Source organism: Caballeronia sp. LZ019 (assembly GCF_031450825.1).
In the GTDB taxonomy this organism is placed as follows: Bacteria; Pseudomonadota; Gammaproteobacteria; order Burkholderiales; family Burkholderiaceae; genus Caballeronia.
In genome coordinates, this window is sequence record NZ_JARTVZ010000004.1 from 102584 (window position 1) to 129059 (window position 26476).

Consider the following 26476-nt stretch of genomic DNA (forward strand, 5'->3'; position numbering starts at 1 on the left):
TTCAAAGTCTCGAAGACGGATTAGATGACCACGCCTTCAAATGAGGATCACGTCTTGACCAAACCAAATCTTCGCGCTTTGAAGGAAGTCGCCGTGGGCTATGGAACAGCGATGACGGCCGCCGAACTGATTGGCGTTCTTCAAAGGATTCCGCAGGGCGCTCGTCTGACGGTGCATTTCTCCCAAAAAGGTATGCCTAGCATGCGGGAAACCCTGCACCTGCTCGAATCGCCAAAGAACGCGACGCGACTACGCAACGCCATTGCTGAATTTCGAGAGGCGAAAGCCATCGAGGCGACGAAGAAGTTGCCACCAGCCGTGTCCAGTCTTGCCGACGTTAAGCTTGACACCGAGGTGCAGGCCGTCATTTTTGATGCGTTCGGGACGCTCTGCCGGATCACAAACCTGCGCAAGCCGTTTCTGCGCCTTTTCAATCTTGGCGAAAGACGAAACTTCTGGCCCGCGAGGAAGACCGTCATGACGAAAGCCCTCGACCTGCGTGCAGGGGCGGAGGCATTGGGACTAACCCCGCGGTCCGAAGTGATGACTGCGCTGGAAGCCGACCTCGCTGCGGAGCTTGCCAGCATCGAGCTTTACCCCGAGACCATTGACGTGCTGACCAGCTTTCGCGAGCGCGGCATCAAGCTCGCAATCGCGTCAAATCTCGCCATGCCGTATGCGGCCCCGCTTCGGGCCCTGCTGCCCTTCGAGTTGGACGTCTATGCGTGGTCGTTCGAGGTTGGTCACCTGAAGCCGGATCGGAAGATCTTTGAGTGGACGTGTGATCGGCTGGGCGTGCTCCCCGAAAACACCCTCATGATTGGGGACTCACTGACCTCAGATTATTACGGCGCGACGCGTGCCGGCCTACGCGCGATTCGCCTCGGGCGTGACGCGGTACAAGGAATTCAAACTTAACCCGCGGCTTTGTTAAACGAATTGCGCGACCGCTAACCAAAAAAACCCTTTGCTTTATGTCACGGTGGACATGGATCAGCCCGGTGGTTCTCGCGTGGCCTAGTCCCGTAAAACGTTCGCTACGATTCGCACGGCCGATGGCTCTTCAATTCGCGAAACGTGGCTTTCGCTGACTGACCGGTTCGGAGAAAGGCGTCGGTCCGGAGTGGGTCGGCAAGGGAAGCTCGCCTGTCGGCGCGTTCGGCGGCGAGCCGCGCGTCCTACCAATTTCGGGGATCGGCCACAACCTGCCGCTCAACGAGCGGGGAACCTTGCCGTTCGAACGGCCGCAATCCCCTGGCACCCGACGGAGGAGCTGGGCACGCAATTCGGCGTTGGCGGACGATTGCTCATGCGCGTTCGGGAGACAGCTTCAGAATTCAATGTGTCGTTCAATTTGTGCGACGGCAAATGTCCGGTAAGTTCCCGACATTAGGACGGCAAAATTAAAAAAAGCGTCAGCTTCAGCGCGGCGAATATCGCGAGCCGGGCGGCGCTGTTTGAGCGCCTGTAGCAGCAGCTAGTGGTTGCTTAGAAAGTGAGCGTCCAGCGCGGTCACGGACCCTGCAGTTCAACGAATGTCACGTCCCCGCCGAAGACCACATCTGAATATCCGGGGACTATGACATCACAACGCTTGATCCAGTTATTCACAATGCTCTTCGCTGTCGGGTTCTTGCTACGATAGCCGTCGTATACGACGCGAGTCATCAAGATAGGTGGCGAATCCGGAGTTATCGCCACACGTCGTGTCGTTGGGAAAAAGCCGAAAACGTAAGCGTCCGAGTGTCTAAACAGCCTTCCAGTCCCGAGATATTCGACTTCTAGCTTTGGCAGAAACGTTTCAACTGGCTCGGTTGTCCAGAGGGCCTCACTGCCATACATGCGTCCCACATGGACAGCAGGCTCGTCGCGATACGTCGCGCCCTTGTTGGCGATGTCGGTGAGCTTAGAGGCGACGTTTGCAGGACGCCCGAGCCACACCAGCGACCTGTAATTATGTCTTTGGACGCCATGGCGGCGAAATCCCGTCTTGGTGACAAGCATGCGCCCGAAGTCGATACCGATACCGCATTCCACCTCGTTACGCTTGAAGTATTTGTTGATGATGTGCTTGGCAACTGTGTTCATCGCAAAGGCTGTATGTACCGCGTTGCTGAAACAGTCCTCAACATCATAGAGGACCATAAGACGATCTCCGATAATGCCCCGAACGTGTCCGTTATACTGCTCTGCGCAGCGAACCATTGCTCGAACAAATGACGAATAAAGCCTTGAAACCGTCTGTGCTCGATGTTGCAGATTAAGTTCCGTTGAACGCCTAATGTCGATATACAAGACGCATGTTTCAATCACCTTGCTTGACTGGCGCTTCGCGTCCAAGTTGGGAAAGGTTATCGCTGCGTCGTCTGAATGGGGCACGTACTGCGTGTTTGTCACGTTGACGACGAAATCGATTGCGAGGATTGCTTCGACTTCGGAAGCGATGTCTGCGCGCAGCTCTTTCAGGTTCATGTTTAACGGTTAAATGATTTCGCCAACGGCGGGAGCAACGAGAAAAAAAAGGGCGCACATCACCCACCGGGCACCCCATGAAAAGTGCCACATTTTGCGAACGGCGATCCGGCTGTTGACGGCTATCTGCTGGCTCAGATCAATGAGATATTCTTCGGTGAACGCGCGGTCAGCCTTAGGGCGATACTTTTCAAGTGCTCGCTGCGCGAAGGCATCGATATCCGTGGAAGCGATGTCTCCAAAAAACAAGAGATTCTTATCGGACGGTGGTACTTTCGTGAAGGCGCGAATAGATAGCTTGGGAAGAAAAGAGAGAACGGCTGACAGTGCGCCTGCGGCAAAGAATACAAACGAAAGGTGTAGTCCATTACTCAAAAATTCAGGTAGATTTTTGCCTGATGTCAATAGGTTTGCGATACCCAAGAGCCATGCCGAACAGAAAGTCAGTAGCGCGGCGTTCTTTGCCTCTGCGAACTTGATGAAGTCAACAACTCGCGAAAGATTTGCAGACATGAGCTTTTCAAATCGCTCTTCCTGATCGTTTTTTGCCATATATTTAGAGTGACCGTGGCCGACTTCAACAGCGTGCTCATTCTGAGAAATTGCGTTTGCCTGCAGCATTCTAGTGTAAAGTTCAGCGGAGTCGTCGATTCGACGACTCAGCGCGCATGGAGGCCGCCTCTCACCAGCACACGTGCCATGTCACTGGTCGGGGGTTGTGTGACCGGATCACTCTTTTAGCCGCCCTTCGATGCGCGACCGTGCGACAGGCTGCAGCGGGTCGTCTAGCGCCGGCCACGTCCGGCAGCACGCGGCCACAACCGGTCACTCGACAACAGCAGCTAGATTGTTGACATTTGAGCGGTCGCGCCTTTCCAGTAGACTGCAGGTTTGCCAATTTCGCGGCGGCAGCTTGGACTTCATCGATAATTCAGAGAGGCATCTCGACGAAGATCAAGATTGGTGACGATTTAGAGGCGCTGATGAAGCAGGGAAGGTTTATCACCTTGGGCCGGTCCATCGTCGCTTACCTGATCGGCATGATTGCCGGCGCCATGATGTATATGCCGGCGCTTGCTGCTGCGGCTAGACATCCATTTTCGTTTCTACTCGAAGATAGACTTGTACGGTTCGTAGAAGCTGAGGTCGGCGTTGCCCTAATGGGCCTCATGATTTTCGCTTTACCGATCTTTCCCTTCTACGCCGCCGGGGTGCTGCTTGCTAAGCACCTTGGAATAAGGCACTGGTTTTACTTCGTATCTTTGGGCGTTTCGCTGTCGTTGGGACTTTGGGCGGTCTTTGCTTTTCTACCGCACCATCGCATCGACCTAAGTTTTTTCCAGATTGGCGTTGTGCGCGGACTCGTTGCGCCTATCGGTGCGGCCGGTGGCTTAGCTTGCTGGCTATTCCTTTACCTCACGTGCGCTCGTAAATCCATATAATCGTCGTAACGAGGCTCAGTGAGGGCGAGAAGCGGCCAGCAGGAGACGGTTGACAGCTACCGGCCAATCGTTGACAATCTAGGCCGACGAACAATAAGGCCACGGCTCATGAATCTCACAAGAACCGTTGTGATCGGGAACTCGGGTTCGGGTAAGAGTTGGATGTCGCAGCGACTCGCCGCGCTTACAGGGGGCAACTGGATCGATCTCGACGTGTCCAACTGGGAGCCTGGTGGCTACGGTGTTGCTCGCGAACGGCAAGAGGTTATCTCAATGGCGCGCAATGCAGCTAGCGAGGAGCGGTGGGTTATAGAAGGGATCTATGGCTGGATCGCGTCCCACATTCTTCCAAGCGCAACCGCACTGCTGTGGATCGACCTCGCTGAATCGGAATGCGTCGCAAATATTCGCCGACGAGGAATGCGTGGTGGAGCGACTCCCCAGTCTTTTGCCGAACTGGTGTCTTGGGCGCAGACATATCGATCCCGCACTGGCTCGAGTTCGTATGCGGCACACGAGGCGCTCTTCACTGCTTTCTCGCTGGACAAGATATCACTGCGAACCCGGGCAGAGGTGACGTTACTCGCCGAAGGAAAGTTTCCGGCCCGGTGACGCACCTGCTCGTCTGAAAGCGCAGACTGAGACCGGCCAGGAACGGCCGATCGACGGCGGGCGTTAGATCGCCGACAATCTGAGTCATCGCCGCTGCTTCATCGCAAGCTTGTTTTTGACGTCGTCGAGCAGGCAGCACCTTGCAGCGGATCGTCAATTCACTTCACTCACTGTTATGAACGACACACGTCGGCCGACTCTCGTTGGTAAGACCATTGATCTTCGCGTCCTCGAACTCGAAGACGCGCCCCGGCTCATCGACGCTGCGGCAGACGGCGAGTTATGGAACTTGAAAGTGACCGTCGTGCCGGGGCCGTTGACTATCGACCCATACATCGCTACAGCATTGCGGGGGCTTCACGAAGGTCACGTGATCCCGTTCGTGGTTATCGCTCGTGACAGCGGCCGCATCGTCGGCAGCACACGCTTTTGGAAGATTGACAGGGGTAATAGGAAGCTCGAAATCGGCCACACCTGGCTGAGCAAGTCCGTCCAACGAACGGCGGCAAACACTGAGGCGAAATACCTTCTGTTGAAATATGCGTTCGAAGTAATGCAATGCGTTCGCGTGCAGTTCACAACCGATGAGCTGAACGAGAAATCGAGGGCGGCGATATTGCGCATCGGTGCAAAGCAAGAAGGTATCGTTCGCCATGAGCGGATCATGCCTGACGGCCGCAAGCGGAATTCGGTGCGGTTCAGCATCATTGATGCCGAATGGCCTGATGTGAAAGCAACGCTGGAAGCCAAGCTATCGCGCTCAACAGAAGCGCCGAATACAGTTATCTAGATTACTGGGCGGGGCGCGCCGTGGTGACCGCGATCGCCATCGATTGATATCCGGCCAGCGAAACCGCTGACCGAGCGAAACTGAGACGTCCTGTCTGAACGGCTGCTTTGGAGATCGGCCACTGTCCCTAATGGGTCGGTTTCAGCCATTCGCCGACATCAATGGCTGCTCCTCAGTTGACGCTGCATAGATGCAACTAATCGTCTTCGCGCTGCCAACCTCCGACAATGGCTGCGCCACGATATGCGGCCAGCGGAGGTACTGCCGTACAAGAATGGAGTGCGGGCCACCGGACCCATCGAGTGCGCCACCAAATAAAGACCGCTGATGCGGAGACGGTCACATACTAGAGTAGGACGTTGTCCGCTCCTGCGAGAAGCATTCGTGCGTACTCCGATGCAAAGACATCGTCGCTGTGGTCGGCGCGACCAAGAACTACCGGATTCACGCGTCGGGCCTCCGCAACAAATGCGATTCGCGCTTCGGCCGACACAAACATGACGTCCGTGACAATCATCTCGCGACATCATGAATCTGACCAGCCTGAGTCCCGTCCTCAGCCACGATCGTCGCGGTAGCGTTGACGCCACGGCGAGTATGCTCGAATTTGATAGTCCCTGCGTTGACACTGAAGCCCATCCTGACTCTCCTTCGAAACGGCCGAACAGGGGCTGCACGGCTCATTACATAGGCTAGCGACTAGCTGGCGTTGTCAAGCGTAGGACTTCTCGCGTTCCTCGTTGTTCACTCCGGATAACGTCCAAAAGCGCGTGTCACACCCGACCGGCATTTTCAACCAGGAACGTTTCAGCGTAACGCATCGATGAAGGGGCGTATTCGGTCGTCGGCGCCCCTGCCATTTCAATCAGAAGACGGGTCTTCGCCCGGATTAAGCCAGCGCCTCCGCCTGGCGCATAATCGGCAGCATTCGATCAAACTCGCGCTTGACGATGCCGTAGCACTCGCAAGCGCTTGCCTCTAGACCGGCGCGATCTAGCAGCTTGATGCGGCCGCGGCTGTTGTGGATGAGTCCGGCGTCGTGCAATCTCCCTGCGGCTTCGGTGACCCCTTCACGACGCACGCCGAGCATGTCAGCGATCATTTGCTGCGTCACTCGCATGTCGTCCGACCGCGTGCAGTCTGATTGGATAAGCAGCCAACGGCAAAGCTGTTTGCTCAGCGCATGGTGACGGTTGCATGCCGCCGTCTGGGCGACTTGCGTCAACAAGGCCTGCATGTAGAGCAGCGTCACGCGCCGCAGAAGATCCGAACGGCCGAAATGCTCACGCAGCGCGTTGGCGCTCATACGATAAGCGGACCCTGCGCTTTGCACTTGAACGCGCGTTGGCATCGTGTCGCCGCCCGTCAGCACCGGTACACCTGTCATTCCCTCCCGGCCGACGGCAGCTACCTCGACGCATCCACCATCTTCCATCGTGTGCAGGAGCGTGATGACAGCGGTAGTGGGGAAGTAGACGTGATGGATGCGTCTGCCTGAATCACAAAGCAATTGCCCCGCGCGCAGTTGAACGAGCTCTAGGTCGCTCGCGATCGCCTGCCATTCATTTCTGGGAAGCGCGCCTAATAAGTGATTTCCGTGAAGGTCCGACTGAAGGGTCAACATACTCTCTCGTTGGTCTATGCGCGTTGCGCTCTGCTTTTTCCGGCCCGATTCTCGATCGCGATTGGCTTCGCTGAAGGACTGGCCGGCCCCGTGCACCCTCGCGCTGTCCGCTCGCAGACAGTGCTGGCTGTTTTTTTTGTGCGTGGTCATACATAAGCGAGAGCCGTGCCAACGCTCATACCAAATGACCGGCGAGGGGAGTGCGACGGGGCGCGCCAGTGAATTTCGATTCAGCTATGAAACCAACGGATTGGGACCATCCGGGCCGAATGAACGTATTGCAAAAAGTCGCCCGGCATTTTAACGTTTGCAACGACGGTCTGCTTAGACACTCGAGAAGAACGATCTCCCCATAAGGGGCAAATCGCAAAACGTTGCAGCCGGGAATCAAAACTGGTGAGGACGGGCGCCGCGTCGAACTAGCTGAACTAGCCGTCAGCGCGTTGGATCAGTTCGACAACTGTCCTCATAGCGCGGCGTCGATAGAAGATGCAAAACAGGAGAAGAAACTTGCACAGCCCGGGTGCGAGTGCGGTCCTCGTCGCCTGGGACGCTCAGTGGGACGTGATCTTGCCAGCAGCGATGGCCTTTGCAAGTTCGTTGGCAAGCGCCGCCTGCACGGACGCATGCTTTTCTCGCACGGCCTCGGCGTCCTTCGTGAGTTCGGGAAGATCATGGACAAGAGATGCGATCTCTGCGTCCCGTGCGGTGGCCAACTTCGCCAAATTCTCTGGCCGCAATGCGCTTTCGAGGACTCTAGCATCAATGCCGAAATGCTTGCTGATGGCGTCGCAAGCATGTACGAGCACGAACGAGACTTGCTTTTCCTCGTCTAAGCCTTTGCTCTCAGGGCAGAAATAGCCCGCGTATAGAACGTCGCCGATTATCTCCGTTGCCACCCAGTCGGTGAGGTCTTCCTCGAAAGCCCGCGTGTCGCTGCTGGCTGAGGCGAACATGCGCAGCGCGTCCGCCCTGGACACTTCTCGCGAATAGATTTCGACGCGGCCACCACCGGCGACAGCGTTGACCCACACCAAGGCGCTAACGGCGTTCGACATGTTTGCTCCCTCTCGTCGGGATCAAGAAAGTTCCTTCTGGGCGAGCGCAAGACCTATCGCTTCATTTTGCTCTGGCGTCAGGTTTCTGGCTTAAATGCGATCCCGTTGATGATAGATCATCGCTCCGTAGGCGTCGGCCAGTACCCTTGCTCTTGGGCAGACCGCGAAGTCATCCGTCGCCGCCTGCCGCGATCGCCAGTAGTTGATGGCGTTCTCAATATCAACGATTGTGTACTCGTCCATCCTGCCGGCTGCCATTGCTCGGTCAAACGCGGATGATACTCTTCGCTGCCCCTCGCGTTGTCAGCGATCGGCGGCGGTGATGGTTTGTCGGGCGAGTGGCCAATGGCTGGACGCGCGGGCATCACCGACGCTCATTTGGCCTTAAGCGTTGGGCGGCACGGTGCTAGTGCCTTACTTCGCCTCGCAACTCGATGGCCGATTCCGCAGCCAACACAGCCTGCACGTTTCCATGCTTTTCGCGGATTGCTTCGGCGCCGGCTAATTTCCGGATGGTCGTTAAGGAACGAAGCCAGTTCCGCGTCCCTTGCGGAGCTGAGCGCCGCCACGTTCGCGGGTTCTAGCGTGCGCTCCAACGTCTCGGCGTTGACGCCGAAATGCTCGCTGATAGCAGAGACTGCGTGCACAAGCGGGAACGCCACATCCTCGTGCGCGTCTTTGCCGCCCTCGACGAAGAAGTAGCCTGCGCAGAGCAGGTCGCCCTTGACCTCCGCTGCGACCCGCAAGGCGAGATCGTCCTCGATTGCACGCCTGTCTTACTTCTTTCTGCCGATGTACAAGGACCGATGTACAAGGACGGTGCCGCGTGGCATCGCATCGGTGGCCGCTGCATCCGCGCACCTTTGCCATGCCCATTCCTGCCCGCTGCCGCGTGGCTTGGCTTCGTACTGTCCCCGGTCGGACGCGGACAGGGCGCAAGTACGCCATCCGGTAGCCAGTAATGCTGGCGTCATCCGGGCGGCATCTCCCACAATGAGGGTGAGGCAAGGTCTGGATAACGCTGAAGCAGCGCGTCGCGGCCGGCCGTGGCGTGCTTCTTCCAACTGGGACCGCGAGCCACCGCGTCTGCCCAGGCGGCTGCGAACACCTCCTGCTGACCGTTCTTAATGTGCCACTGGGCGAGCGCGGCGGACTGAACAAGGTCTTTCACCGCCTTTGGTCGCTCGGCAAGGGGCCGGAGACCGTGAACGATCAGCTTATGAACCGCATAGCGCTCGGGAGCCGGGATGTTCACGATGACCGACCCCTCACGGCTAAGCACGATGGCTTGCGTCGTGCCTTCCAACGAGTACTCCATAAAGCGCAGCGGTTCGAGCGTGAGGCCTAGGTCTTTCATGACGACTGGCTCGTCATTGCGACCCCGACTCGTGACGAAATCCAGTCGAAGCTCGGGATCTTTGGGGTTCTGATACTGACCGCCGGCGTGACCGCCGAACTGCTGGATCGGCAGCAGGCCCATCTCCAGCGACGTCAGTGCGTCGTGCACGGAGATGTTCATGCTTGCCGGCAGCGCGACGGAGATGTTGTTGCCCGCGTGCGCGAAGTCGATGTCCAACGTCTGGTTGGCTTGTGTCCAACGCACCCCGAGCAGGTTGCCCATCGCGACGAAGGCATGCGTGCCGATCAGAACCCCCCCGGCCTGATAGAAGCCGTAATTCCCAAGCTGCTTGAGAATGCGGAAGTGCTTCGGGACGACAGCCGTGCAGCCCAGCGCGATCGCCGCTTGCGCGACAGGCGCAAGCTTCTTCGGGGCCTTCACCTGCTCGAAGTGCTCGATGAGGGCGTTTATCCGATCATCAATCGGGCCGACGTACGCCATGCGGAGCTTTCCGTCGATGTCTTTGAAGCTGAAGTAGGCGTATTCGCGGCCGCGGATATTGCGTCTCCCGAAAGAGCCTTTGAGTCCCGCGAGCCGCTCCAGTTCGAAGACGCGGGTCTGCTCGAAGAGCTCAGAATATGCGGTTTGAGCCCCGAGGGAGAGTTCGGTGTGCAGTAGCGGGTTCATCGAAGGACATTACTATACAAAACGCGTTTTGTATAGTAATTGTGTTGTTATACATTTCGTTTTTAGTATAGTAACGCGCGCGCGGCGCGTCCTCTTCGACGCATCGGGCGCCCCCGCGGCGCAAAGCAGTCTCGCGGGCGAGTGCACGGCTCAGCACTGTTAGTCCGTCGTGCGTGTTCGCAAGGGGCATTCGTCGGCACGCTCGGTGTGGTCGCACTTCCCGCCCCTTATTGCAGTTCATCAGCGATCCTAAGGGCACACCGCCCCATGAGGATCGCTCAGCACTTCAACAGTGCAGAATCTTGAAGGCTTCCCGAAACAGCGGTTCGGCCTTAGCCAGCATTCATGCGTCAGGAATTAGCCATGAAATCTCTCCATCGGTGCCCCCTAATTACTTGCTGTTCAACGATGAACTTTCGACGGTTGAAGCAAAGTTTTCATCCGTGAACTGCAAGAAGCCGTCGGGAATTTTTTGCATCGCCGAGGCACGAGGTCGAGACCGCGGCATTCAGGGCGGCGGGCACCAAAGTCCCGTTTGAACCAGGGGAGCCGACGGATAAGCGCGACGGCGCAAGCCGTCAGTTGTATCAGAGGCTAAAGTTCGTGAGCACGGTTTGCGAAACCGGCCTGGGTTGGAATTACTCTCAGATCCTCTTTGATTCTCCCGTCTTACCTGCCGTTGGAACCGCGAAGCGCCGACCGTCGGCTTTGGGTGGCGACTTTCGCCACCTACATGGTCGCGCAGCCTTCGCCGGAATTGCCGGTGTTCTCGATGACGTCCCGACATATAACGCTAAGTGGAAACCGTTGGCACCCGGAGCGATCGCTTTCGCGAATTCTAAGCAGGCACCTCAAGAACAACCAAGGCCCTGCTAGTGGCGGGGCCTTGGTCTCACTGCACGATGCAAAGCTGGATTATTGTTGGTCGTTGTCTCTATCCCTGTCCCGACCGCGCAGGACCGACAGGTCGATCGCGTTTGCCATCGCAACGTACCCGGCATCGTTCGGATGCAGATGGTCGCCGCTATCGTATTGCGTCTGCATCGAGATTGGGTGCGCGGGGTCGCGAATCACGGCATCGAAATCCACAACGGCATCAAACTCGCGGCTATTGCGGATCCAGTTGTTGACGGCCTGCCGCACCGCTTCCTTCTGAGACGTGTAATAGCCTTCGTTCGGCGTGCCTTGCAGTGCATTACGAAAAGGCGTGAGGGTGCCGCCCATGATGCGAATGCCCCGCAGATGCGTGCGTGCGATGATCTGCTTATAGCCGTCGATGATTCCTTCCGCCGTGGCCTGAGGCGCTGATGGATCAAGCGCAGTGCCCGGCCAGCCGATATCGTTGATGCCCTCCAGCATGATCACCCACTTGACGCCTTGCTGGCTCAGCACGTCGCGGTCGTAGCGTGCGAGTGCGCTCACCCCGGCGCCATCGCTCAGCACTCTGTTTCCGCTGATTGCTTCATTGAGAATGGCCGTTCCGTGACGCGACTGTCCGCTGTTGAGCCGCCGCGAGAGGTTGTCCGGCCAACGGCGATTCGCGTTGACCGTCGAGGAGTAGCCATCGGTGATGGAGTCGCCGAATGCGACGATGGCGTCCGTATGACCGCGCGTGTTAACGAGCACGCCCGACAAGTAGAAGCGGTTCGTGTAAGCCTTGGGCGAAGGCTGGTCTGGCGCGGCCGTGTTGTCGCCACTCGATACGTAGGCGTTCTGCACTGCAAGCTGATGCACGGTCTCAAGTTTAGTCGCTTGCGGTAGGAACAGGCTGATCGCAAGGTTCGCAAACGGCCCGACTGTAATATCGAGAGGGTCGCTAAGTATCGGCGCGCCGGCATACAGCGTCACGGAGGTCTTACCGCCGAACGTCAGAGTCCTGTCCGTGTTTGGGTAGATCTTCGATCCGCCCGCTGATACTGCAATGTGAACCGGGCCAACGGTGACCGGCGACTGACCAAACTCATTGGTGAGCCGCACGCGCACCTGATTGCCTCCGACGCTCGTATGCACGATCTGCCGGATCGTCGTCGCCGCATTGAAGTTCTGCGGCGTCGTGATGTTGTTGTTGCGGTCGGCGCTCGCGGTCCAAGTCGATAGCCATCCGTCGCTCACATCGCCATCTCGCTGATCGTGCGCGAAGGAAGCGGGCGCAGACATCAGCGCTGCGATCGCCAATAGCGGCGCAACCGCGTGAGCAAACAGCCTCGGAAGTGAACGATTTCGCATTCGTGCTCTCCAGACTCGTTGTTGGTCACGCCGGGGATCGGTCGGACACCGAACCAATATGGTGCATGGGCATATAACAGAAAAGATCGTTTACCCGTATTTGATTACGTAACCGAGCTCGGGCGGCAAATTCGTCCTTGTGAGCGTCTGTCGATTTCGCCTGGACGAAGCGTTGATACTTCGCCGAATGCACCAGATGAAAGCATTGTAATTTCAAGCGGTGACGGTGGCCGCCGCGCACGGGAGCGCCTTCGACGCGCGGTTGCAGCTGATAGCACCTAACGCGGCCGCGTCCCGCCGATGACTTCTCCGCGCAACGTTGCAAGCAGATGCACCGGGTCAACATGCAGACGCACGGCGTTCGAGAATTGCGACACGCCATTCGATGAATGAATCGGTCCCGTCACATTGCCCCGGCATCTACGACTAGGACTGCGCATCGGCCTTCGTTGAAGGGCGCATCGGATCGCCGGCGCCCTCGCCAACCAAATGAGATGCAGGCCGTCGCCTCCGTCACGCCAGCGCCTCCGCTTGGCGCATACTCGGCAGCATCCGATCAAACTCACGCTTGACGATGCCGTAGCACTCGCACGCGCTTGCCTCCAGGCCGACGCGATCTAGCACCTTGATGCGACCGTGGCTGTTGTGGATGAGTCCGGCGTCGTGCCATCTCCCCGCAGCCTCGGTAACCCCTTAACGGCGCACGCCGAGCATGTCAGCGATCATTTGCTGCGTTGCTCGCATGTCGTCCGACCGCGTGCAGTCTTGGATAAGCAGCCAACGGCAAAGCTGTTTTCTCAGCGTATGGTGACGGTTGCATGCCGCCGTCTGGGCTACTTGCATCAACAAGGTCTGCATGTAGCGCGGCGTAACGCGACGCAGAAGGGGTTAGATCAATCGTTCGGTAGAAGGCGATTACCCGATCTGACAAGTAACGGAGAATCCAGCGCCGATTGTGCCCTGCGGTGCCGGTCCCGCGGTGATACAAATACAACCGGAAGGTCTTCGCCCCACGAAGTCGGTGATAACGCAACACGGCCGATTTTGCCTAAAATAATTGCCGAATGGTAGGAGGACATCGTCGATGAGATCGACAAAAGTTCAGCTGACTCATTGCTGGAGGGACGCTGGGTGCTTCAACGCGTGCCCCGCTCGGGCACGAGCGTTTTACAGGCGCCTGCTATGGACGCAGCCCATCCGTCCGCTCCTTGCATGACACTCGAGCATTACAGTTGGCCCGGTCGGCTTCTCCCCGGCACACGAGAGCGATCATCGTCCGTCCGATGACCGCCCGGCTAACGATGATCTCATTGAGGTCGTCGCAATCGATGTATCGCACATGAACGGCCGAATCATGGTCCGGTTTCAACCAAACAGATTTACATTGAGTTCCGTGCACGGCGGGCTATCCTGGCAACAAAACAATACGTCAAGAGCGCCGCTGACGGACGCTGGCGCAGCCCCCCCAGAACAGCGCGACGCATCTTGCCCGTAGTAAGCCTCGCCTAGCGCGAAGCGTCGTCCAGCGCGCAGGCTCCTGCTCGTCAGCTACAAGCCGGACATTGCCGACGAGATACCACGACGACGGAAGCTTGCGCTTCCCAGTTATTCAAGCGTAATGCCGTCGAATCGATGTCCGCCCAGCGGACTGATTAAGTATCCGTGCACCCGCTTGGAAATGGGCTGAAACGTGTTCGCGTGGGCGATCGGCGTGTAAGGAACCTGGTCCTTGAAGACGACCTGCGCTTCTTCGTAAAGCTTGGTGCGCGCGTTCTGATCGGTGATAAGCCGGGCTTTCGCGAGCAGATCGTCGAACTGCTTGTTGCACCATTTTGCCATGTTGCTGCCGTGCACGGCGTCGCAGCCGAGCGTCGTGCCGAGCCAGTTGTCGGGATCGCCGTTGTCACCAAGCCAGCCGTACAGGATGGCGTCGTGCTCGCCATTAGTCTTTGCGCGCTTGTTGTACTCAGCCCATTCGTAACTCACGATGCTCGCCATCACGCCGATCTTCGCCCAGTCCGCTTGAATGAGCTGCGCCATTAGCCGCGCATTCGGGTTGTAGCCACGCTGTACGGGCATGGCCCAGAGCGTGATGGCGAAGCCATCGGGGAAGCCGGCCTCTTTCAGTAACGCTCGCGCGCGTGCCGGATCGTATGGGGCGTCCTTGAGCGCCTTGTTATACGACCATTGCGATGGCGGCATCGGATTAGTGGCGACCGTCGCCGCGCCTTCGTACACGGACTTGATGATCGCCTGCTTGTCGATAGCCATGTCGAGCGCGCGACGTACCTGCACGTTGTCGAGCGGCTTGTGCGTCGTGTTGTAACCGACGTAAGCGACATTGAAGCCCACGCCCGACAGCACCGCGAGATTCGGCTTCTTCTTCGCGCTCGCAATATCGGCCGGCCGCGCGAACGACGTGATCTGGCATTCGCCGCTCTCGAGCTTCTGTTCGCGCACGGCAGCGTCCGGCGTGATCGAGAACACGAGCTTGTCGATGTGCACGTCCCTGCGGTTCCAGAAGGTCGGATTCGCGTCGTAGCGAATCGTCGAGTCCTTCTGGTAATCGCGGAAAACAAACGCGCCCGTGCCCACGGGCTTCTGATTGAAGTCCTCGACCTTGCCGGCCTTGAGCAACTGCGCGGCATATTCCGCCGATACGATCGACGCGAACTCCATCGCCACATTGCGCACGAACACGACGTCCGGCGTCTTGAGCGTGAAGCGCACGGTGTAATCGTCCACCTTCTCGACCGACGCGATGTTCTTGTCGTAGCCGAGGTCGGTCAGATACGGAAAGCTGACCGGATGCGCTTTCTGAAAGGGCTCGTTCGGATCGATCATGCGTCTGAACGTGAACACGACATCGTCCGCATTGAAGTCGCGCGTCGGCTCGAAGTAGGACGTCGATTGAAACTTCACGCCATGACGCAGATGGAACGTGAACGTCTTCGCATCCGGTGACGCGTCCCAGGTCTCGGCGAGACCCGGCGTGAGATCCAGCGTGCCGCGCTTGAACTCGACCAGTGTGTCGAAGACGGCGTGCGCGCCGGCGTCGAAGTCCGTGCTAGTCGTGTATTGCGCGGAATCGAATCCGGCGGGGCTGCCTTCGGAGCAGAAGACGAGCGTCTTGCTTGCTGCTTGCGCGGATTGCGGCGCGGCGCTGAATGCAGCAAGGGCGGTAAGCGCGCAGAGGGCGACCGCGCGCATCGGCGCGGCCCATGAACTGCGTGTTGCGGCGATTGTCGGCATTGTCGCTTTGGCACGAGAAGGGTTGTCATCCCGCGTCAGGGCGGGTTCGATCGCGTACTTTACCAACAGAAGAAGTTACGCACATATTCCGTCGCTGCAAAAAAGGTCGATGCATGGCTCCCAATCGATCATCAACGCGGGCATCGATCCTCAACGCGATAACGACTCGCTTAGAACCTCACCCGCACGCCGCCGAACGCCGCCACTTGCCGGTTCGTCGACGACGCAGTTCCCGCGTCGGCGATAGCAGCGATCTTTCGATAGCCGGCGCCGACTCGTGTCGATGCGTCGCCGGCGGCGAGCTGATAGACGCCCGACAGATACAAGTCGGTACGCTTCGACAATGCGTAATCGACGCCCAGCGTGAACTGATGCCAGCGCGGCTTCAGCGTCGCGCCGTTCGTGCCGGGCAGACTGTAAGCGCGGCCGTCCGTGAACGTGTAGACGCCTACGAGCGTCGTCGCCGGAGCCAGGCTGTAACGCCCGTTGACGTCGTAGTTATTGAACTTGCGCGAGGAGCCGTCGTTGTAGTCGAGTTGCGTATGACTCCACGCGAAGCCGATGGTCGCCAGCGATCCGATCGCATAATTTCCGCCCGCCACGGTGATCTGCTGACGCGCGACGCCACCGTTGAGGCCATAGAAGAGCGCGCCGCTGTAGTCATCGCCCGTCGTCGTCGATGCACCGCCGATCGCCCCGCTCGTGTTCGTCGTCGCATTCGGATGATCGAGCCGCACATAGCCCGCGCCGAGCGACAACGGCCCGCGCCCGTAGCTTGCCGATACGCCCCACGCGCGGTTGTTGCCGAAGCCCGCGCCCGCGCCGTTACTCGGCTGATTGCTGAAGGCATATAGTGCATCGACGGTTACGCCCGCGATGGTATCGCTCTTGAACTTCACCGCGTTGTTGATGCGGAACGTCTGGTTCAGATTGTCGTTATCGCCGACATGCGTCGCGGGCGACCAGAACCCCGGCCCCGCGAAAAGCGCGACGAGATCGGTGTTCGGATCGTATTGACGCCCGAGCGTCAGCGTGCCGATGCCTTTCTTTCCCACGCCCGCATACGCTTGCCGGCCGAACTCGCGTCCGCCTTGCGCGAGCGTGCCGTCGTTGACGCGATAACCGTTTTCCAGCGTGAACAGCGCGGTATAGCCGCCGCCCAGGTCTTCGACGCCCTTGATGCCCCAGCGGCTGCCGTTGAGCTTGCCGCTGGTCGCCTGCACGTTCGATGCCCCGCGCTGATTGTTCGTGTAGGCGATGCCGGCATCGATCAACCCGTAGAGCGTAACTGAGCTTTGCGCCTGAGCAATCCCGGGAAGGACGACCATCAAGCCAGCGGCGCTGGCGAGTGCGACTCGTTTCATTTGCTTCCTTTTTGTACGTGTTAACCACGAGTTTTTAGAGGAAGGCGATCTTACGGTCGCGCATACCGATGCCGAACGAACGAATCCTGATTTGTAATGTGCCGGCGAGGCGATTTGCAATGCGAAGCATTTGTCGAAAGCAACCGATGTGCGCAAGCGAAAGCATCGGGTCGGCAATGCGCGTGTGATATCGATATGAAACCTCGTTGGTTAGCGCTTGAAAAACGCTGCACTAGAATGGTCCGCCCATCTTGCCGAACCAACGTCTGCTCATGGCCCGACATCTCCATTTGAATCTCTTCGTTCACGGACGCGGTCATCATGAAGCGGGCTGGCGTCATGCCGGCGCGACGCGTCGGGCGCTCACGGATATCGACTACTTCCGCCATCTCGCTGTAGAAGCCGAGCGAAGCCTCTTCGATTCCGTCTTCTTCGCCGATTCCCTCGCGCTGGGCGATGGCGCGCAGTTCGTCGCGTCCGGCGCGCTAGAACCGCTCACGACGCTCGCGGCGCTCTCACAGGCAACGACCCGCATCGGGCTGATCGCAACCGCATCGACCACGTACACGGAGCCGTTCAACCTCGCGCGGCAGTTCGCATCGCTGGACCACCTATCGCGCGGGCGCATCGGCTGGAACATCGTCACGTCGTGGGTCGGCGGCGCGGGGCCGAACTTCGGCTATGACGAGCAGATCGAGCATGCCGAGCGATACGAACGCGCGAATGAGTTCCTCGAAGTGGTCACGCGACTGTGGGATAGCTGGGCCGACGACGCCATCATCGATGACGTTGCGAGCGGCCGCTTCCTCGATTCGTCGCGCGTGCGGCGCATCGATTACAAGGGCAAATTTCATCGCGTGGCGGGTCCGCTGAATGTGCCGAGGCCGCCGCAAGGGCATCCGGTGCTCGTGCAGGCGGGTTCGTCGGCGACGGGCAAGGCGTTCGCCGCGCGCCATGCTGAAGCCGTGTTCACCGCGCATCTCACGAAGGAATCGGCGATCGACTTCTACGCGGAACTCAAGGCGGGCGCGACGGCGCTCGGGCGGAGAGAGCAGGACATCGTGATCCTGCCCGGCATCAGTGCGGCAATCGGCGCGACCGAAGCGCAAGCAAGCGCGTTGCTCGACGAGCTCGATTCGCTCACCGACGTGAGCGTTGGCCTGGGCCGCCTGTCGAACCGCTTCGGCGGATACGACTTCTCGAAGCTGCCGCTCGATCATCCGCTATCCGTCGATGACTTCCCCGATCCGTCCACCGTTCAGGCCGCGCAAAGCCGCGCGGCGGTCATCACGCAACTGGTCGCGCGCGAGCGCCCGACGTTGCGCGCCCTGTTGAGGCAACTCGCAGCAGCACGCGGACACTACACGCTGTCCGGCACGCCGGAGAAGATCGCCGATGTCATCGCCGACTGGTTCGAGAGCCGCGCCGCCGACGGCTTCAACGTGATGCCACCCGTGCTTCCCGCGCAATTCGACATCTTCACCGAACATGTCGTGCCGATCCTGCAAAAGCGCGGCTTGTTCCGGCGCGAATACGACGCAGCGACCTTGCGCGGCCATTATGGTCTCGCGCGTCCCGCGAACTCTTACTTCGGACATTGATCGATGCCGCTGCTTTCTTTCCGACACATCATGCGCACGCTGACCGTCGCGCTCGGCCTGTTCTCGGCCGCATGCGTCGCGCAAGCCGACGACTGTTATCCGGCGCGTATCCGCATCGGCATCCAGAAGGGCGACGGGCTCGTGGCGTTGCGCGCATCGGGCAAGCTTGAGCAGGCTTTCGCGTCGCATCATGTCGAAGTGACGTGGCACGAGTTCGTGTACGGCGCGCCGCTCGTCGAAGCGATCAACGCGGGCAACGTGGACCTCGGCACGGTCGGTTCGACGCCGCCGATCATGGCGCAGGCCGGCGCGGCGCCATCGGTCGTGTACGTCGCGTATGCGCCGCCGCTCGCCAGAAGCTATGCGATCGTCGTGCCGAAGGACTCGCCCGTGACGAACGTGCGGGATCTCAGTGGCAAGAAGATCGCCTTTGCGAAGGGCTCGCAGGGGCATCTCTTCGTGTTGAAGGCGATGCAGGACGCGCACATGGCCGCCGATTCCGTGCACTTCACGTATCTCTCCTACGGCGATGCGCGCGCGGCCTTCGAGCGCGGTTTCGTCGATGCCTGGGCCGTGCCCGATCCTCGTTACGCCGACACGGAACTGGCTACGGGCGCGCGCACCATTCTGACCATCGGCGAGCTGTCGGTGCCGCAGTACGGCTTCTATATCTCGACGCGCGACTTCGCGACGCGCTATCCGGCGGCGCTGCGATTGCTCTTCGATCAGCTCGCGCAGCAGACGGGCGAGAACCTCGCGCATCCGCAGGAAACCGCGCGCTTTCTGTCGGGCAATACCGGCGTGCCATTCGATGTCTGGAACAGAGCCATCGCGCGTCTGGAGTGGGGCGTGCGCTATCCGGTCACGGACGAAGTGATTCGCGCGCAGCAGGACGCGGCGAACCTTGCGTTCGAAACGAAGGTCATCCCGCGCCGCATCGACGTGCGGCAGGCGGTGCTCCAGATCAAGTGAACGCGTGACGGCCGCGCGACGGCTTTGTTCATCGATAAGGCTTATCTCCATTGATCGTCACGCGATAACCCGACCGCACGTCGGGATAGTAGTCCCACACCGCCAGATGCTGCACGGCGCGGTTGTCCCAGAACGCGACCGAGTGCGGCTCCCATTTGAAACGCACCTGAAATTCCGGCGACGCGAAACGCTCGAACAACAGCCGGAGGATCCCTTCGCTTTCGGCGGCGGGCACATCGTCGATATGGGTCGTGAAATTCGAGTTCACGAAAATGCCCTTGCGGCCCGATTCGGGATGCGTGCGCACCACCGGATGCGATGCCTTCGGAAACGTCTTGCCGGTATCGTCGATGCCGCGCAGACGGTTGCGTTGCCGATAGGTCGGCTCGCCGTCATGCGTCGCGGTCAGTTCTTCCAGATACCGCCGCAAGCCCGGCGATAGCGACTCATACACCGCATAAGCGCTCGAAAAGAGCGTGTCGCCGCCATGCGGCGGCAGCGTGTGAAGATGCAGGATGCTGCCCATCGGCGGGGCTTCGTCGCAGGAGACGTCCGAATGCCAGCGGTCGCCGGCGATGCGGCGCGTGGCGGCATCGCTATGGATCGGCAGGATTTCCGGATAGCCCTCCGGCCCCGGACTGTTCGGATGCACGTGCAGGGTGCCGAAGCGACGGCCGAGCGCGAGATGCTGATCGAGCGTGAGCGGCTGGTCCCGAAAGAAGACCACCTGATGGGCGAGCAGCGCGCGGCGCACGTCGGCCACCTGCTGCTGCGTGAGCGGGCGAGTCAGATCGATCCCGCCGATCAATGCGCCGATGTGACGCGTGAGCGGCTTGACCGCGATGGTTTCGTAGGCGGTATCCAGCATGAACGTTATCCTCTATCGACGGTAGCGGAACATCTTGACGCGCGCGTGTGCCGATGCAAAGCAACGAAAACAGATATCGATTGCGTGCGGATGCTGTTGTCGTTTCCTGCATTGATGCGCGCGGTATTGCGTCGGAATCCGAAGTATTGTCACGCGATGCGAAATCTCTCGCCCCTTCAATACGTGTGCAATCCGGCGGGCTTCGTCAGTTGACACACGAGGCTTACATGAGCGCCGATGCCGCGGCGGATTTCGACGACGCGCTGTAGGCATCGAGCGTTTATCGCGAATGGGACGTCGAATCGGCACAAAGAACGGCCACGCGCCTGTCGTATCGCGATGAATGGACAAGCACGCGCAGCTTCAAAAGAAGCAACGGCGTGCCGTGTTCACGCATCGAGTTTTATCGCGAGCGGATGTCGAATCGACAAACTGACGGGCCGCGCGCCTGCCTGTCGTGACAGAAGAACAGGCGCGCGCAGCTTCAAAAAAATGCCGCCGTAGGCAACGGCGTGCCGTGCAGCGCATGTTCGCCGAGCGCCCGCGCCTTATAGGACACCGGATTATGCGAGGCGATAGTGCGGATGTTGCGCCAGTGCCGGTCGAGCGCCGCGCTCTGCTTCCCCGCCGATGCGCCGCCGACATCGAACAGACGCGTCGCCGCATCGAGCGCGAGTTCGTCGATCAGCACCTTCGAGCGCGCCGAGTGCAGCGCCGCCTCGAGAAAGAGCGCGTGATCCGGCGTGCCCGTCAATGCGGAGTCGAAAGCTCGGCCGAGCACATCGGCGGCGCGCAGCACGCTCGATTCCGCCACATAGGCGGCGGCATCGAGCCGTCCGACGATCTCCTGCAGCAGCGGATCGTCGGCGGGACGGGCCGTCACCGCATGATAGTAGTTGCGCTCGCGCCGCTTCAGAAGCGCCACTGCGTCGCGCAACACCGCGCGCAGAATTCCCGCGACGATGGTCGTCAGCCAGAGTTGCGAGAACGTGGCTTGCCAGGGGACCTTGAATTCGTCGTCGTAGTAGAGCACGTCGTCGCGCTCGACGCTCACGTGGTCATACACCGTGGTGCCGCTCGCGGTCAGGCGCTGGCCGATGCCGTCCCAGTCGTCGCGCACATCCACGCCCGGCTGGCGCACCGCGACGCGGGCGGCCACGAAGCGCCCGTCGTCCGTCTTCGCATTGACGACGATGTAGTCCGCATAGAGATTGCCGGTGCTGTAGTACTTGACGCCGTCGAGCACGAAGCCGCCGTCGCGGGCTTTGAGCGAGGTCGCGCCATCGCCGTCGCCGATGTTCTGATTGCCCAGCTCACTCGCGCCGATTCCGTAAAGCGCGCCGCTGCGCGCCGAATCGAGCCAGCGCGAATAGGGCGATTGCGGCAATGCGCGCCGCGCCCGTTCGACGAACGCGAAATGATTGCGCAGGATGTGCGGAATGTTCGAGTCGGCTTGCGCGAGATCGAGCACGAGCTCGAAGAGTTGCGGCAGCGTCGCGCCGCCCCCGCCATCCTCCACCGGCAGGCGATAAAGACCGAGCCGCGCGGCCCGCACGAGCGCAATGGCGCGATGCGGGTCGGATTCGCCGTTGCCGCGCGCCTCGGCATCCTCGGCGATTGCCGCGATCAGTTCGCGCAACGCCGGTGAACCGGGCGTCACTGCTTCGACGCGAGCGCCATCGGCGGCGGCTGGCGAAACTTCCGCTTCGATCGTGGCCATGAGTGTCCGTCCGTTGAGAGAGTCCGTTGAATGAGTCAGCACACGTTAGGTCAGCACGCCGCATTCGCCAACGAAGCGAATCTGCTAAGCAAAACAAACGGCCGATTGCGCCCAAGCGGGAATCCAAATGAACCGGCGGACGCTTAGCATCGCGAAATCGGTTCGTTGGTCGCGGGCGGACGCGACCGTACCATCGGTGGTTCATCTTCTCTTCGACGAACCTTCATGGCCGTTCCTCGCTTTCCATCCGCTGCGCTCGGACTCGATCCGGGCACGCCGCTCGAACGCCCGGACGCGGGCATCGATGAGCGCCTTCCCGACCATCCTCGCGCCGACGCGGGCCGCGCGCTGATCGATCTTCCGACGCGCGCAGCGTCGCGCCGCAGCGCGCTGTGGTGGTCCGTGCTGCGTTCCCGATTTTTTCGCGTCGGCGTGCCGGTGGCGCTCATCGTGCTGTGGCAGCTCGCGTCCTCGCTGCGACTCGTGGCGCCGGAGACGCTCCCGCCGCCGACCGTCATTCTCGCCGCGCTCAGGGAACTGGTCGCGGATGGCGAACTGCAGGGCGCGATCGGCGTATCGCTCGTGCGGGCGGCGACGGGGCTGGCGATCGGCGGCGGCATCGGCCTGATCGCGGGGCTTTTTGCGGGCCTGTGGCGCGTGGGCGAAGAAATGGTCGATGCGCCGCTGCAAATGCTGCGCACCATTCCGTTCATCGCGCTGATTCCGCTTTTCATCACGTGGTTCGGCATCGGCGAAGGCGCGAAGATCGCCGTGATCCTCGCGGCCACCATTTTCCCGATGTACCTCAACACCTATGCCGGCGTGCGCGGCGTCGATCCGAAGCTGCTCGAAGCGGCGAGCGTGTTCGGCCTCTCGAGCCGCCAGGTCGCGCTGCGCATCATCCTGCCGACCGCGCTGCCGTCTATCCTCGTCGGCGTGCGCTATGCGTCGGCGGTGGCGCTGCTCGCGCTGGTCGTCGCCGAGCAGATCAACGCGCAGAACGGCATCGGCTACATCCTCGTCAACGCGAACCAGAACCAGCGCGCGGACATCATCATCGCGGGCATTCTCGTCTATGCGGCGCTCGGGATCGTCACCGACCTCATCATGCGCACGCTCGAACATCTCGCTCTTCCGTGGAGGCCGCGCTTTGAACTCGCCTGATCGCGCCGCGCCGCAGACCGCGCTCGAACTCGATTCCGTCAGCCGCGTTTTCGCGGGCCGCGCGGTGCTCAAGGACGTATCGCTTCGCATCGGGCGCGGCCAGTTCGTGTCGATGCTCGGCGCGTCGGGCGCGGGCAAGACGACGCTGCTGCGCATTCTCGCCGGACTCGATCAGGCCGACAGCGGCCGCGTGCGCGTAGCCGGCGCGCGCTCGGTCGTGTTTCAGGAGCCGCGGCTCGTGCCCGCCAAGCGCGTGTGGGAGAACGTGGTCATCGGTCATCAGCGGCTTCGCGCGGCGCGCTCGCCGGCTCTCGCCGCGCTCGATGAAGTCGGTCTCGCCCGTCACGCCGATGGCTGGCCGAAGACGCTGTCGGGCGGCGAGGCGCAGCGCGTCGCGCTGGCTCGCGCGCTGGTCCGCGAACCGAAGCTGCTGTTGCTCGACGAACCGTTCGCCGCGCTCGACGCGCTCACGCGCATCCGCATGTACGAGCTGGTCGCGAAGCTGTGGCGGGCGCACACGCCGGCGGTCGTTCTCGTCACGCATGACATCGACGAAGCGATCCTGCTGTCGGACCGCATCGTCGTGTTGTCGCAGGGCGAGATCAGCGCGGACGTGGACGTCGATTTCCCGCGGCCCCGCTCGCGCAGCGACGAAGCCGCGATCGCGCTCAGAACCCGGCTGCTCGCGGAGCTCGGCGTCACGCAGGCCGATGCATCGCAAGCCGCCGCCGCCCAAACCGCATGACCCGATCCAACCTCACATCGAACGACAATGCCCCTCGCAAAACGCCTCACCGCTCTCATCGTTGCAAGCCTGTTCGCGAGTTCTCCGGCGGCCTTCGCCGACGAGCCGGTCACCATCACCATCGGCACGCAGGATGCCGCGTGGCCGCTCATCGTCGAGCAGTCGCGGGTGCTCGAAGGCACGCCGTACAAGGTCAAGTGGGCCGTGCTCACCGGACCCGCCGCGCAGCTCTCGGCGCTTTACTCGAAAAGCCTCGATGTCGGGCTGATGGGCGATACGTCGCTCATCATCGAGCAGGGCAACGCGCGAACGCCGTGGACCGCGGACACCGCGCCGCTGCAGATCATCGCGGGCTGGCGCAATCCGGACAGCAGCTACCCGCCGATCGTCACGGTGGTGCGCAAGAACGCGGACGTCAAGACGCTCGCCGACCTGCGCGGCAAGACCTGGGGCTATAACTTCGGCGGCTTCAACTACCTGCAGTACGTGCTCTCTTACGTGAAGGCCGATCTCAAGCCGAAGGACTTCCAGGGCGTGAAGTTCGGCGACGGCAACGTGTCGGCGTCGGCGTTCAACGCGGGGCAGGTCGCCGTGTATTCGGGCGGCTACGGACCGGTAAAGGAAGCGGTGGACAAGGGCGATGCCCGCGTCATCATCCGAAGCGACGAGCTCGACATTCCCGCGCTCTCGGTGTTCGCCGCGCGCACCGAAGTGCTGCGCGATCCCGCAAAGAGCCAGGCCATCGGCGACTTTCTCGGGCGGCTGAAAAACTCGTGGACGTGGTGGGCGCAGAACGTTCCGGCTGTCGAAAAGATCTACCTCGAGAAGATGAAGCAGAGCCCGGCGCGCGCGAAGTTCTCCGCCGAGAACGGACGCTCGGTGTTCTATCCGCTCGACAAGAAGCTGGTCGCGCGCGAGCAGAAGATCGCGGACACGCTCTACAAGTCGGGCGACATCAAGAACAACGTCAAGGTCGATGTCGAGTTCAATCCCGTGTTCGATGCGCAGGCGGTGGCGGCGCGCTGAACATGGTTCGGCCCGGCGCTCGCCGGGTCAGGGCGTCCGGTAGCGCGCGCCCGGGTGCGTGCCGGCGAGATGCGGGCCGCGCCCGGCGAATAGCTTCTCGCGCAGCGTGCCGTCCGCATACGACGTGCGGTAGCGTCCCCGGTTCTGCAATTCCGGCACGACCAGATCGACGAACGCCTCGAGGCTTTCGGGCATCACGAGCCGGCGCAGGTTGAAGCCGTCCGCGCCGGTTTCGTCGATCCATGCGATGAGCTGATCGGCGACTTCGCGCGGATCGCCGACGATGAACGGTCCTCGCCCGCCAATCTGATCGAAGCGCGTCATGTCGCGCGGCGTGATCGGCCGGCCGGCGCGCCTCGTCAGGTTCTCGACGGTCGATTGCAGCGCGTTGCTCTGCACATAGCGGATCGGCTCGTCGAGGCCGAGCGCCGCCATGTCGATGCCGGTCCAGCCGGAAATCAGCGCGAGCTGACCGGCCGTATCGACGTACTGCGCATACTCGGCATGCAGTTCGCGCGCCTCCTTCGAAGTGCGCGCGACCACCACCGTCGCGCCGAGGTAAAGCAGGATGTCGTCGGGGGCGCGGCCCGCATCGACGGCGTGCTTGCGGATATCGCGCGCGGCGGCGGCGACGATCGCGGGCGTCTGGCCTTCGAGGAAGACGCATTCGGCGTGCTTGCCCGCGAAGGCCTTGCCTCGCCCCGATGCGCCCGCCTGATACAGCACCGGCGTGCGCTGCGGCGAAGGATCGGCGAGATTGAAGCCGTCGACACGGTAGAACGGGCCGTCGTGCGTGATGCGTCGAATGCGCGACGGGTCGGTATACGGCTGGCCGATGCGCCGGTCGCGCACGACCGCGCCTTCCGCCCAACTGCCTTCCCACAGCTTGTAGGCGGCGGCGAGAAAGTCCTCGCCCGCCGCGTAGCGTTGGTCGTGTTCGCACGCCCGGTCGAGCCCCATGCCGCGCGCCGCGCTCTCGAGATAGCCGGTGACGATGTTCCATCCCGCGCGGCCGCCGGTCAGATGATCGAGCGTCGAAAAGCGCCGCGCGAACGCGTACGGATGCTCGTACGTGAGATTCACCGTCACGCCGAAGCCGAGATGCGTCGTGACCAGGGCCATCGCCGGCACGGTCAGCATTGGATCGTGCGAGGGCGACTGGGCCGCGGCAAGAAGCGTGGCGTCGGCGTTGCCGCCGTAGGTTTCATAGATGCCGAAGACATCGGCGAGAAACACGCCGTCGAAGAGACCGCGTTCGGCAGTCGTGGCGAGATCGGTCCAGTAGCCGAGCGTCGCATGCTCGACCGAGCGATCCCGCGGATGCCGCCAGAAGCCGGCCCACGAATGCGCGGGCGCGTTCATGTGAAACGCGTTGAAGTGGATGTGCTGATTCATGGGCGATGGGCGCGGTCTCGATGTGGGGCGGATGCCGGCCAGACAGATTAGAAGACGCGCGAGCGCATCCCAACGAATTTCGCGGGATAAGCAATCCAGACGTTTCGCCGGAAGAGCGC

General features: G+C 61.0%; 22 protein-coding genes and 1 pseudogene. 10 read left to right on the plus strand and 13 right to left on the minus strand.

Annotation, left to right across the window (positions count from 1 at the left end):
* Window positions 1–24 precede the first annotated feature (24 nt).
* Complete coding sequence (locus tag P9255_RS12270; protein ID WP_309789605.1) at window positions 25–918, plus strand: HAD-IA family hydrolase; 894 nt, start codon at window positions 25–27, stop codon at window positions 916–918.
* 594 nt (window positions 919–1512) lie between these two features.
* On the opposite strand, the gene P9255_RS12275 is transcribed toward P9255_RS12270, so the two are convergent.
* A complete protein-coding gene (locus P9255_RS12275) occupies window positions 1513–2472 on the minus strand; it encodes an adenylate/guanylate cyclase domain-containing protein (RefSeq protein ID WP_309789606.1) in 960 nt (319 codons plus the stop codon).
* A 9-nt stretch (window positions 2473–2481) separates the two neighbouring features.
* Complete coding sequence (locus tag P9255_RS12280; protein WP_309789607.1) at window positions 2482–3093, minus strand: Pycsar system effector family protein; 612 nt, start codon at window positions 3091–3093, stop codon at window positions 2482–2484.
* Window positions 3094–3329: 236 nt separating this feature from the next.
* Here P9255_RS12280 and P9255_RS12285 point away from each other — a divergent pair, with 236 nt between their 5' ends.
* The 3 genes from P9255_RS12285 to P9255_RS12295 all read left to right on the plus strand — a co-directional run bounded on the left by P9255_RS12285 (window position 3330) and on the right by P9255_RS12295 (window position 5316).
* Window positions 3330–3914, plus strand: a complete 585-nt coding sequence (locus P9255_RS12285; RefSeq protein ID WP_309789608.1) for a hypothetical protein — start codon at window positions 3330–3332, stop codon at window positions 3912–3914.
* A 108-nt stretch (window positions 3915–4022) separates the two neighbouring features.
* Window positions 4023–4526 (plus strand): adenylate kinase, encoded by a 504-nt coding sequence (locus P9255_RS12290; RefSeq protein WP_309789609.1) that lies wholly within the window; start codon window positions 4023–4025, stop codon window positions 4524–4526.
* A 175-nt stretch (window positions 4527–4701) separates the two neighbouring features.
* Window positions 4702–5316, plus strand: a complete 615-nt coding sequence (locus tag P9255_RS12295) for a GNAT family protein (RefSeq protein ID WP_309789610.1) — start codon at window positions 4702–4704, stop codon at window positions 5314–5316.
* A gap of 889 nt (window positions 5317–6205) precedes the next feature.
* Here P9255_RS12295 and P9255_RS12300 read toward each other — a convergent pair.
* From P9255_RS12300 to P9255_RS12335, 8 genes and pseudogenes are all read right to left on the minus strand, one after another.
* Window positions 6206–6940, minus strand: a complete 735-nt coding sequence (locus P9255_RS12300; protein ID WP_309789611.1) for a Crp/Fnr family transcriptional regulator — start codon at window positions 6938–6940, stop codon at window positions 6206–6208.
* 554 nt (window positions 6941–7494) lie between these two features.
* Window positions 7495–7998, minus strand: a complete 504-nt coding sequence (locus tag P9255_RS12305; protein ID WP_309789612.1) for a hypothetical protein — start codon at window positions 7996–7998, stop codon at window positions 7495–7497.
* A gap of 90 nt (window positions 7999–8088) precedes the next feature.
* Window positions 8089–8256 (minus strand): DUF3717 domain-containing protein, encoded by a 168-nt coding sequence (locus P9255_RS12310; RefSeq protein WP_309789613.1) that lies wholly within the window; start codon window positions 8254–8256, stop codon window positions 8089–8091.
* Between the two features lie 712 nt (window positions 8257–8968).
* The gene (locus tag P9255_RS12315) at window positions 8969–10024 is read right to left on the minus strand and encodes a nucleotidyltransferase domain-containing protein (RefSeq protein WP_309766946.1); all 1056 of its coding nucleotides are present in this window, start codon (window positions 10022–10024) and stop codon (window positions 8969–8971) included.
* 915 nt (window positions 10025–10939) lie between these two features.
* Window positions 10940–12181 (minus strand): SGNH/GDSL hydrolase family protein, encoded by a 1242-nt coding sequence (locus P9255_RS12320; protein ID WP_309789614.1) that lies wholly within the window; start codon window positions 12179–12181, stop codon window positions 10940–10942.
* A 582-nt stretch (window positions 12182–12763) separates the two neighbouring features.
* Window positions 12764–13132 (minus strand): annotated as a pseudogene (locus P9255_RS12325) (Crp/Fnr family transcriptional regulator); the annotation flags it as partial.
* A 723-nt stretch (window positions 13133–13855) separates the two neighbouring features.
* Complete coding sequence (locus P9255_RS12330; protein WP_309789615.1) at window positions 13856–15502, minus strand: ABC transporter substrate-binding protein; 1647 nt, start codon at window positions 15500–15502, stop codon at window positions 13856–13858.
* A gap of 170 nt (window positions 15503–15672) precedes the next feature.
* Window positions 15673–16866 carry a porin gene (locus P9255_RS12335; RefSeq protein WP_309789616.1) on the minus strand — a complete coding sequence of 398 codons (1194 nt, stop codon included), beginning with the start codon at window positions 16864–16866 and terminating at the stop codon, window positions 15673–15675.
* A gap of 272 nt (window positions 16867–17138) precedes the next feature.
* Here P9255_RS12335 and P9255_RS12340 point away from each other — a divergent pair, with 272 nt between their 5' ends.
* Together P9255_RS12340 and P9255_RS12345 are read left to right on the plus strand one after the other, a co-directional pair.
* Window positions 17139–18467 (plus strand): LLM class flavin-dependent oxidoreductase, encoded by a 1329-nt coding sequence (locus P9255_RS12340; RefSeq protein WP_309789617.1) that lies wholly within the window; start codon window positions 17139–17141, stop codon window positions 18465–18467.
* A 30-nt stretch (window positions 18468–18497) separates the two neighbouring features.
* Window positions 18498–19439 (plus strand): aliphatic sulfonate ABC transporter substrate-binding protein, encoded by a 942-nt coding sequence (locus P9255_RS12345; protein ID WP_309789618.1) that lies wholly within the window; start codon window positions 18498–18500, stop codon window positions 19437–19439.
* Between the two features lie 28 nt (window positions 19440–19467).
* On the opposite strand, the gene P9255_RS12350 is transcribed toward P9255_RS12345, so the two are convergent.
* On the minus strand, window positions 19468–20307 hold the full coding sequence (locus tag P9255_RS12350; protein ID WP_309789619.1) for a TauD/TfdA family dioxygenase: 840 nt from the start codon (window positions 20305–20307) through the stop codon (window positions 19468–19470).
* A gap of 53 nt (window positions 20308–20360) precedes the next feature.
* Here P9255_RS12350 and P9255_RS12355 point away from each other — a divergent pair, with 53 nt between their 5' ends.
* Entirely contained in the window at window positions 20361–20576 is a 216-nt protein-coding gene (locus P9255_RS12355; protein ID WP_309789620.1) for a hypothetical protein, read from the plus strand.
* A 215-nt stretch (window positions 20577–20791) separates the two neighbouring features.
* Here the strand turns inward: P9255_RS12355 and P9255_RS12360 are convergent, their stop codons facing one another.
* Window positions 20792–22027, minus strand: a complete 1236-nt coding sequence (locus tag P9255_RS12360) for an acyl-CoA dehydrogenase (protein ID WP_309789621.1) — start codon at window positions 22025–22027, stop codon at window positions 20792–20794.
* A 225-nt stretch (window positions 22028–22252) separates the two neighbouring features.
* Between P9255_RS12360 and P9255_RS12365 the strand changes: the two genes are divergently transcribed.
* The 3 genes from P9255_RS12365 to P9255_RS12375 are packed head-to-tail and all read left to right on the plus strand — an operon-like array spanning window position 22253 to window position 24962.
* Window positions 22253–23191: an ABC transporter permease gene (locus P9255_RS12365; protein WP_309766928.1), complete on the plus strand. Its 939-nt coding sequence runs from the start codon at window positions 22253–22255 to the stop codon at window positions 23189–23191.
* Window positions 23178–23936, plus strand: coding sequence for an ABC transporter ATP-binding protein (locus P9255_RS12370; protein ID WP_309766927.1), 759 nt, complete (start codon window positions 23178–23180; stop codon window positions 23934–23936). The genes P9255_RS12365 and P9255_RS12370 overlap by 14 nt, the downstream gene beginning before the upstream one ends.
* 27 nt (window positions 23937–23963) lie before the next feature.
* Window positions 23964–24962, plus strand: a complete 999-nt coding sequence (locus P9255_RS12375) for an ABC transporter substrate-binding protein (protein WP_309789622.1) — start codon at window positions 23964–23966, stop codon at window positions 24960–24962.
* Window positions 24963–24989: 27 nt separating this feature from the next.
* Here P9255_RS12375 and P9255_RS12380 read toward each other — a convergent pair whose 3' ends face one another.
* Window positions 24990–26357 carry an LLM class flavin-dependent oxidoreductase gene (locus P9255_RS12380; RefSeq protein ID WP_309789623.1) on the minus strand — a complete coding sequence of 456 codons (1368 nt, stop codon included), beginning with the start codon at window positions 26355–26357 and terminating at the stop codon, window positions 24990–24992.
* Between the last annotated feature and the right edge of the window lie 119 nt (window positions 26358–26476).

What these genes read in the sequence shown, in the direction of transcription:
- P9255_RS12355 (WP_309789620.1), top strand. Translation starts at nt 20,361, where the DNA reads ATGCAAAGCAACGAAAACAGATATCGATTGCGTGCGGATGCTGTTGTC.
- P9255_RS12350 (WP_309789619.1), bottom strand. Translation starts at nt 20,307, where the DNA reads ATGCTGGATACCGCCTACGAAACCATCGCGGTCAAGCCGCTCACGCGT.
- P9255_RS12330 (WP_309789615.1), bottom strand. Translation starts at nt 15,502, where the DNA reads ATGCCGACAATCGCCGCAACACGCAGTTCATGGGCCGCGCCGATGCGC.
- P9255_RS12300 (WP_309789611.1), bottom strand. Translation starts at nt 6,940, where the DNA reads ATGTTGACCCTTCAGTCGGACCTTCACGGAAATCACTTATTAGGCGCG.
- P9255_RS12295 (WP_309789610.1), top strand. Translation starts at nt 4,702, where the DNA reads ATGAACGACACACGTCGGCCGACTCTCGTTGGTAAGACCATTGATCTT.
- P9255_RS12380 (WP_309789623.1), bottom strand. Translation starts at nt 26,357, where the DNA reads ATGAATCAGCACATCCACTTCAACGCGTTTCACATGAACGCGCCCGCG.
- P9255_RS12375 (WP_309789622.1), top strand. Translation starts at nt 23,964, where the DNA reads ATGCCCCTCGCAAAACGCCTCACCGCTCTCATCGTTGCAAGCCTGTTC.
- P9255_RS12270 (WP_309789605.1), top strand. Translation starts at nt 25, where the DNA reads ATGACCACGCCTTCAAATGAGGATCACGTCTTGACCAAACCAAATCTT.
- P9255_RS12340 (WP_309789617.1), top strand. Translation starts at nt 17,139, where the DNA reads ATGGCCCGACATCTCCATTTGAATCTCTTCGTTCACGGACGCGGTCAT.
- P9255_RS12310 (WP_309789613.1), bottom strand. Translation starts at nt 8,256, where the DNA reads ATGGCAGCCGGCAGGATGGACGAGTACACAATCGTTGATATTGAGAAC.
- P9255_RS12290 (WP_309789609.1), top strand. Translation starts at nt 4,023, where the DNA reads ATGAATCTCACAAGAACCGTTGTGATCGGGAACTCGGGTTCGGGTAAG.
- P9255_RS12345 (WP_309789618.1), top strand. Translation starts at nt 18,498, where the DNA reads ATGCGCACGCTGACCGTCGCGCTCGGCCTGTTCTCGGCCGCATGCGTC.
- P9255_RS12335 (WP_309789616.1), bottom strand. Translation starts at nt 16,866, where the DNA reads ATGAAACGAGTCGCACTCGCCAGCGCCGCTGGCTTGATGGTCGTCCTT.
- P9255_RS12305 (WP_309789612.1), bottom strand. Translation starts at nt 7,998, where the DNA reads ATGTCGAACGCCGTTAGCGCCTTGGTGTGGGTCAACGCTGTCGCCGGT.
- P9255_RS12320 (WP_309789614.1), bottom strand. Translation starts at nt 12,181, where the DNA reads ATGTCTGCGCCCGCTTCCTTCGCGCACGATCAGCGAGATGGCGATGTG.
- P9255_RS12365 (WP_309766928.1), top strand. Translation starts at nt 22,253, where the DNA reads ATGGCCGTTCCTCGCTTTCCATCCGCTGCGCTCGGACTCGATCCGGGC.
- P9255_RS12360 (WP_309789621.1), bottom strand. Translation starts at nt 22,027, where the DNA reads ATGGCCACGATCGAAGCGGAAGTTTCGCCAGCCGCCGCCGATGGCGCT.
- P9255_RS12315 (WP_309766946.1), bottom strand. Translation starts at nt 10,024, where the DNA reads ATGAACCCGCTACTGCACACCGAACTCTCCCTCGGGGCTCAAACCGCA.
- P9255_RS12275 (WP_309789606.1), bottom strand. Translation starts at nt 2,472, where the DNA reads ATGAACCTGAAAGAGCTGCGCGCAGACATCGCTTCCGAAGTCGAAGCA.
- P9255_RS12280 (WP_309789607.1), bottom strand. Translation starts at nt 3,093, where the DNA reads ATGCTGCAGGCAAACGCAATTTCTCAGAATGAGCACGCTGTTGAAGTC.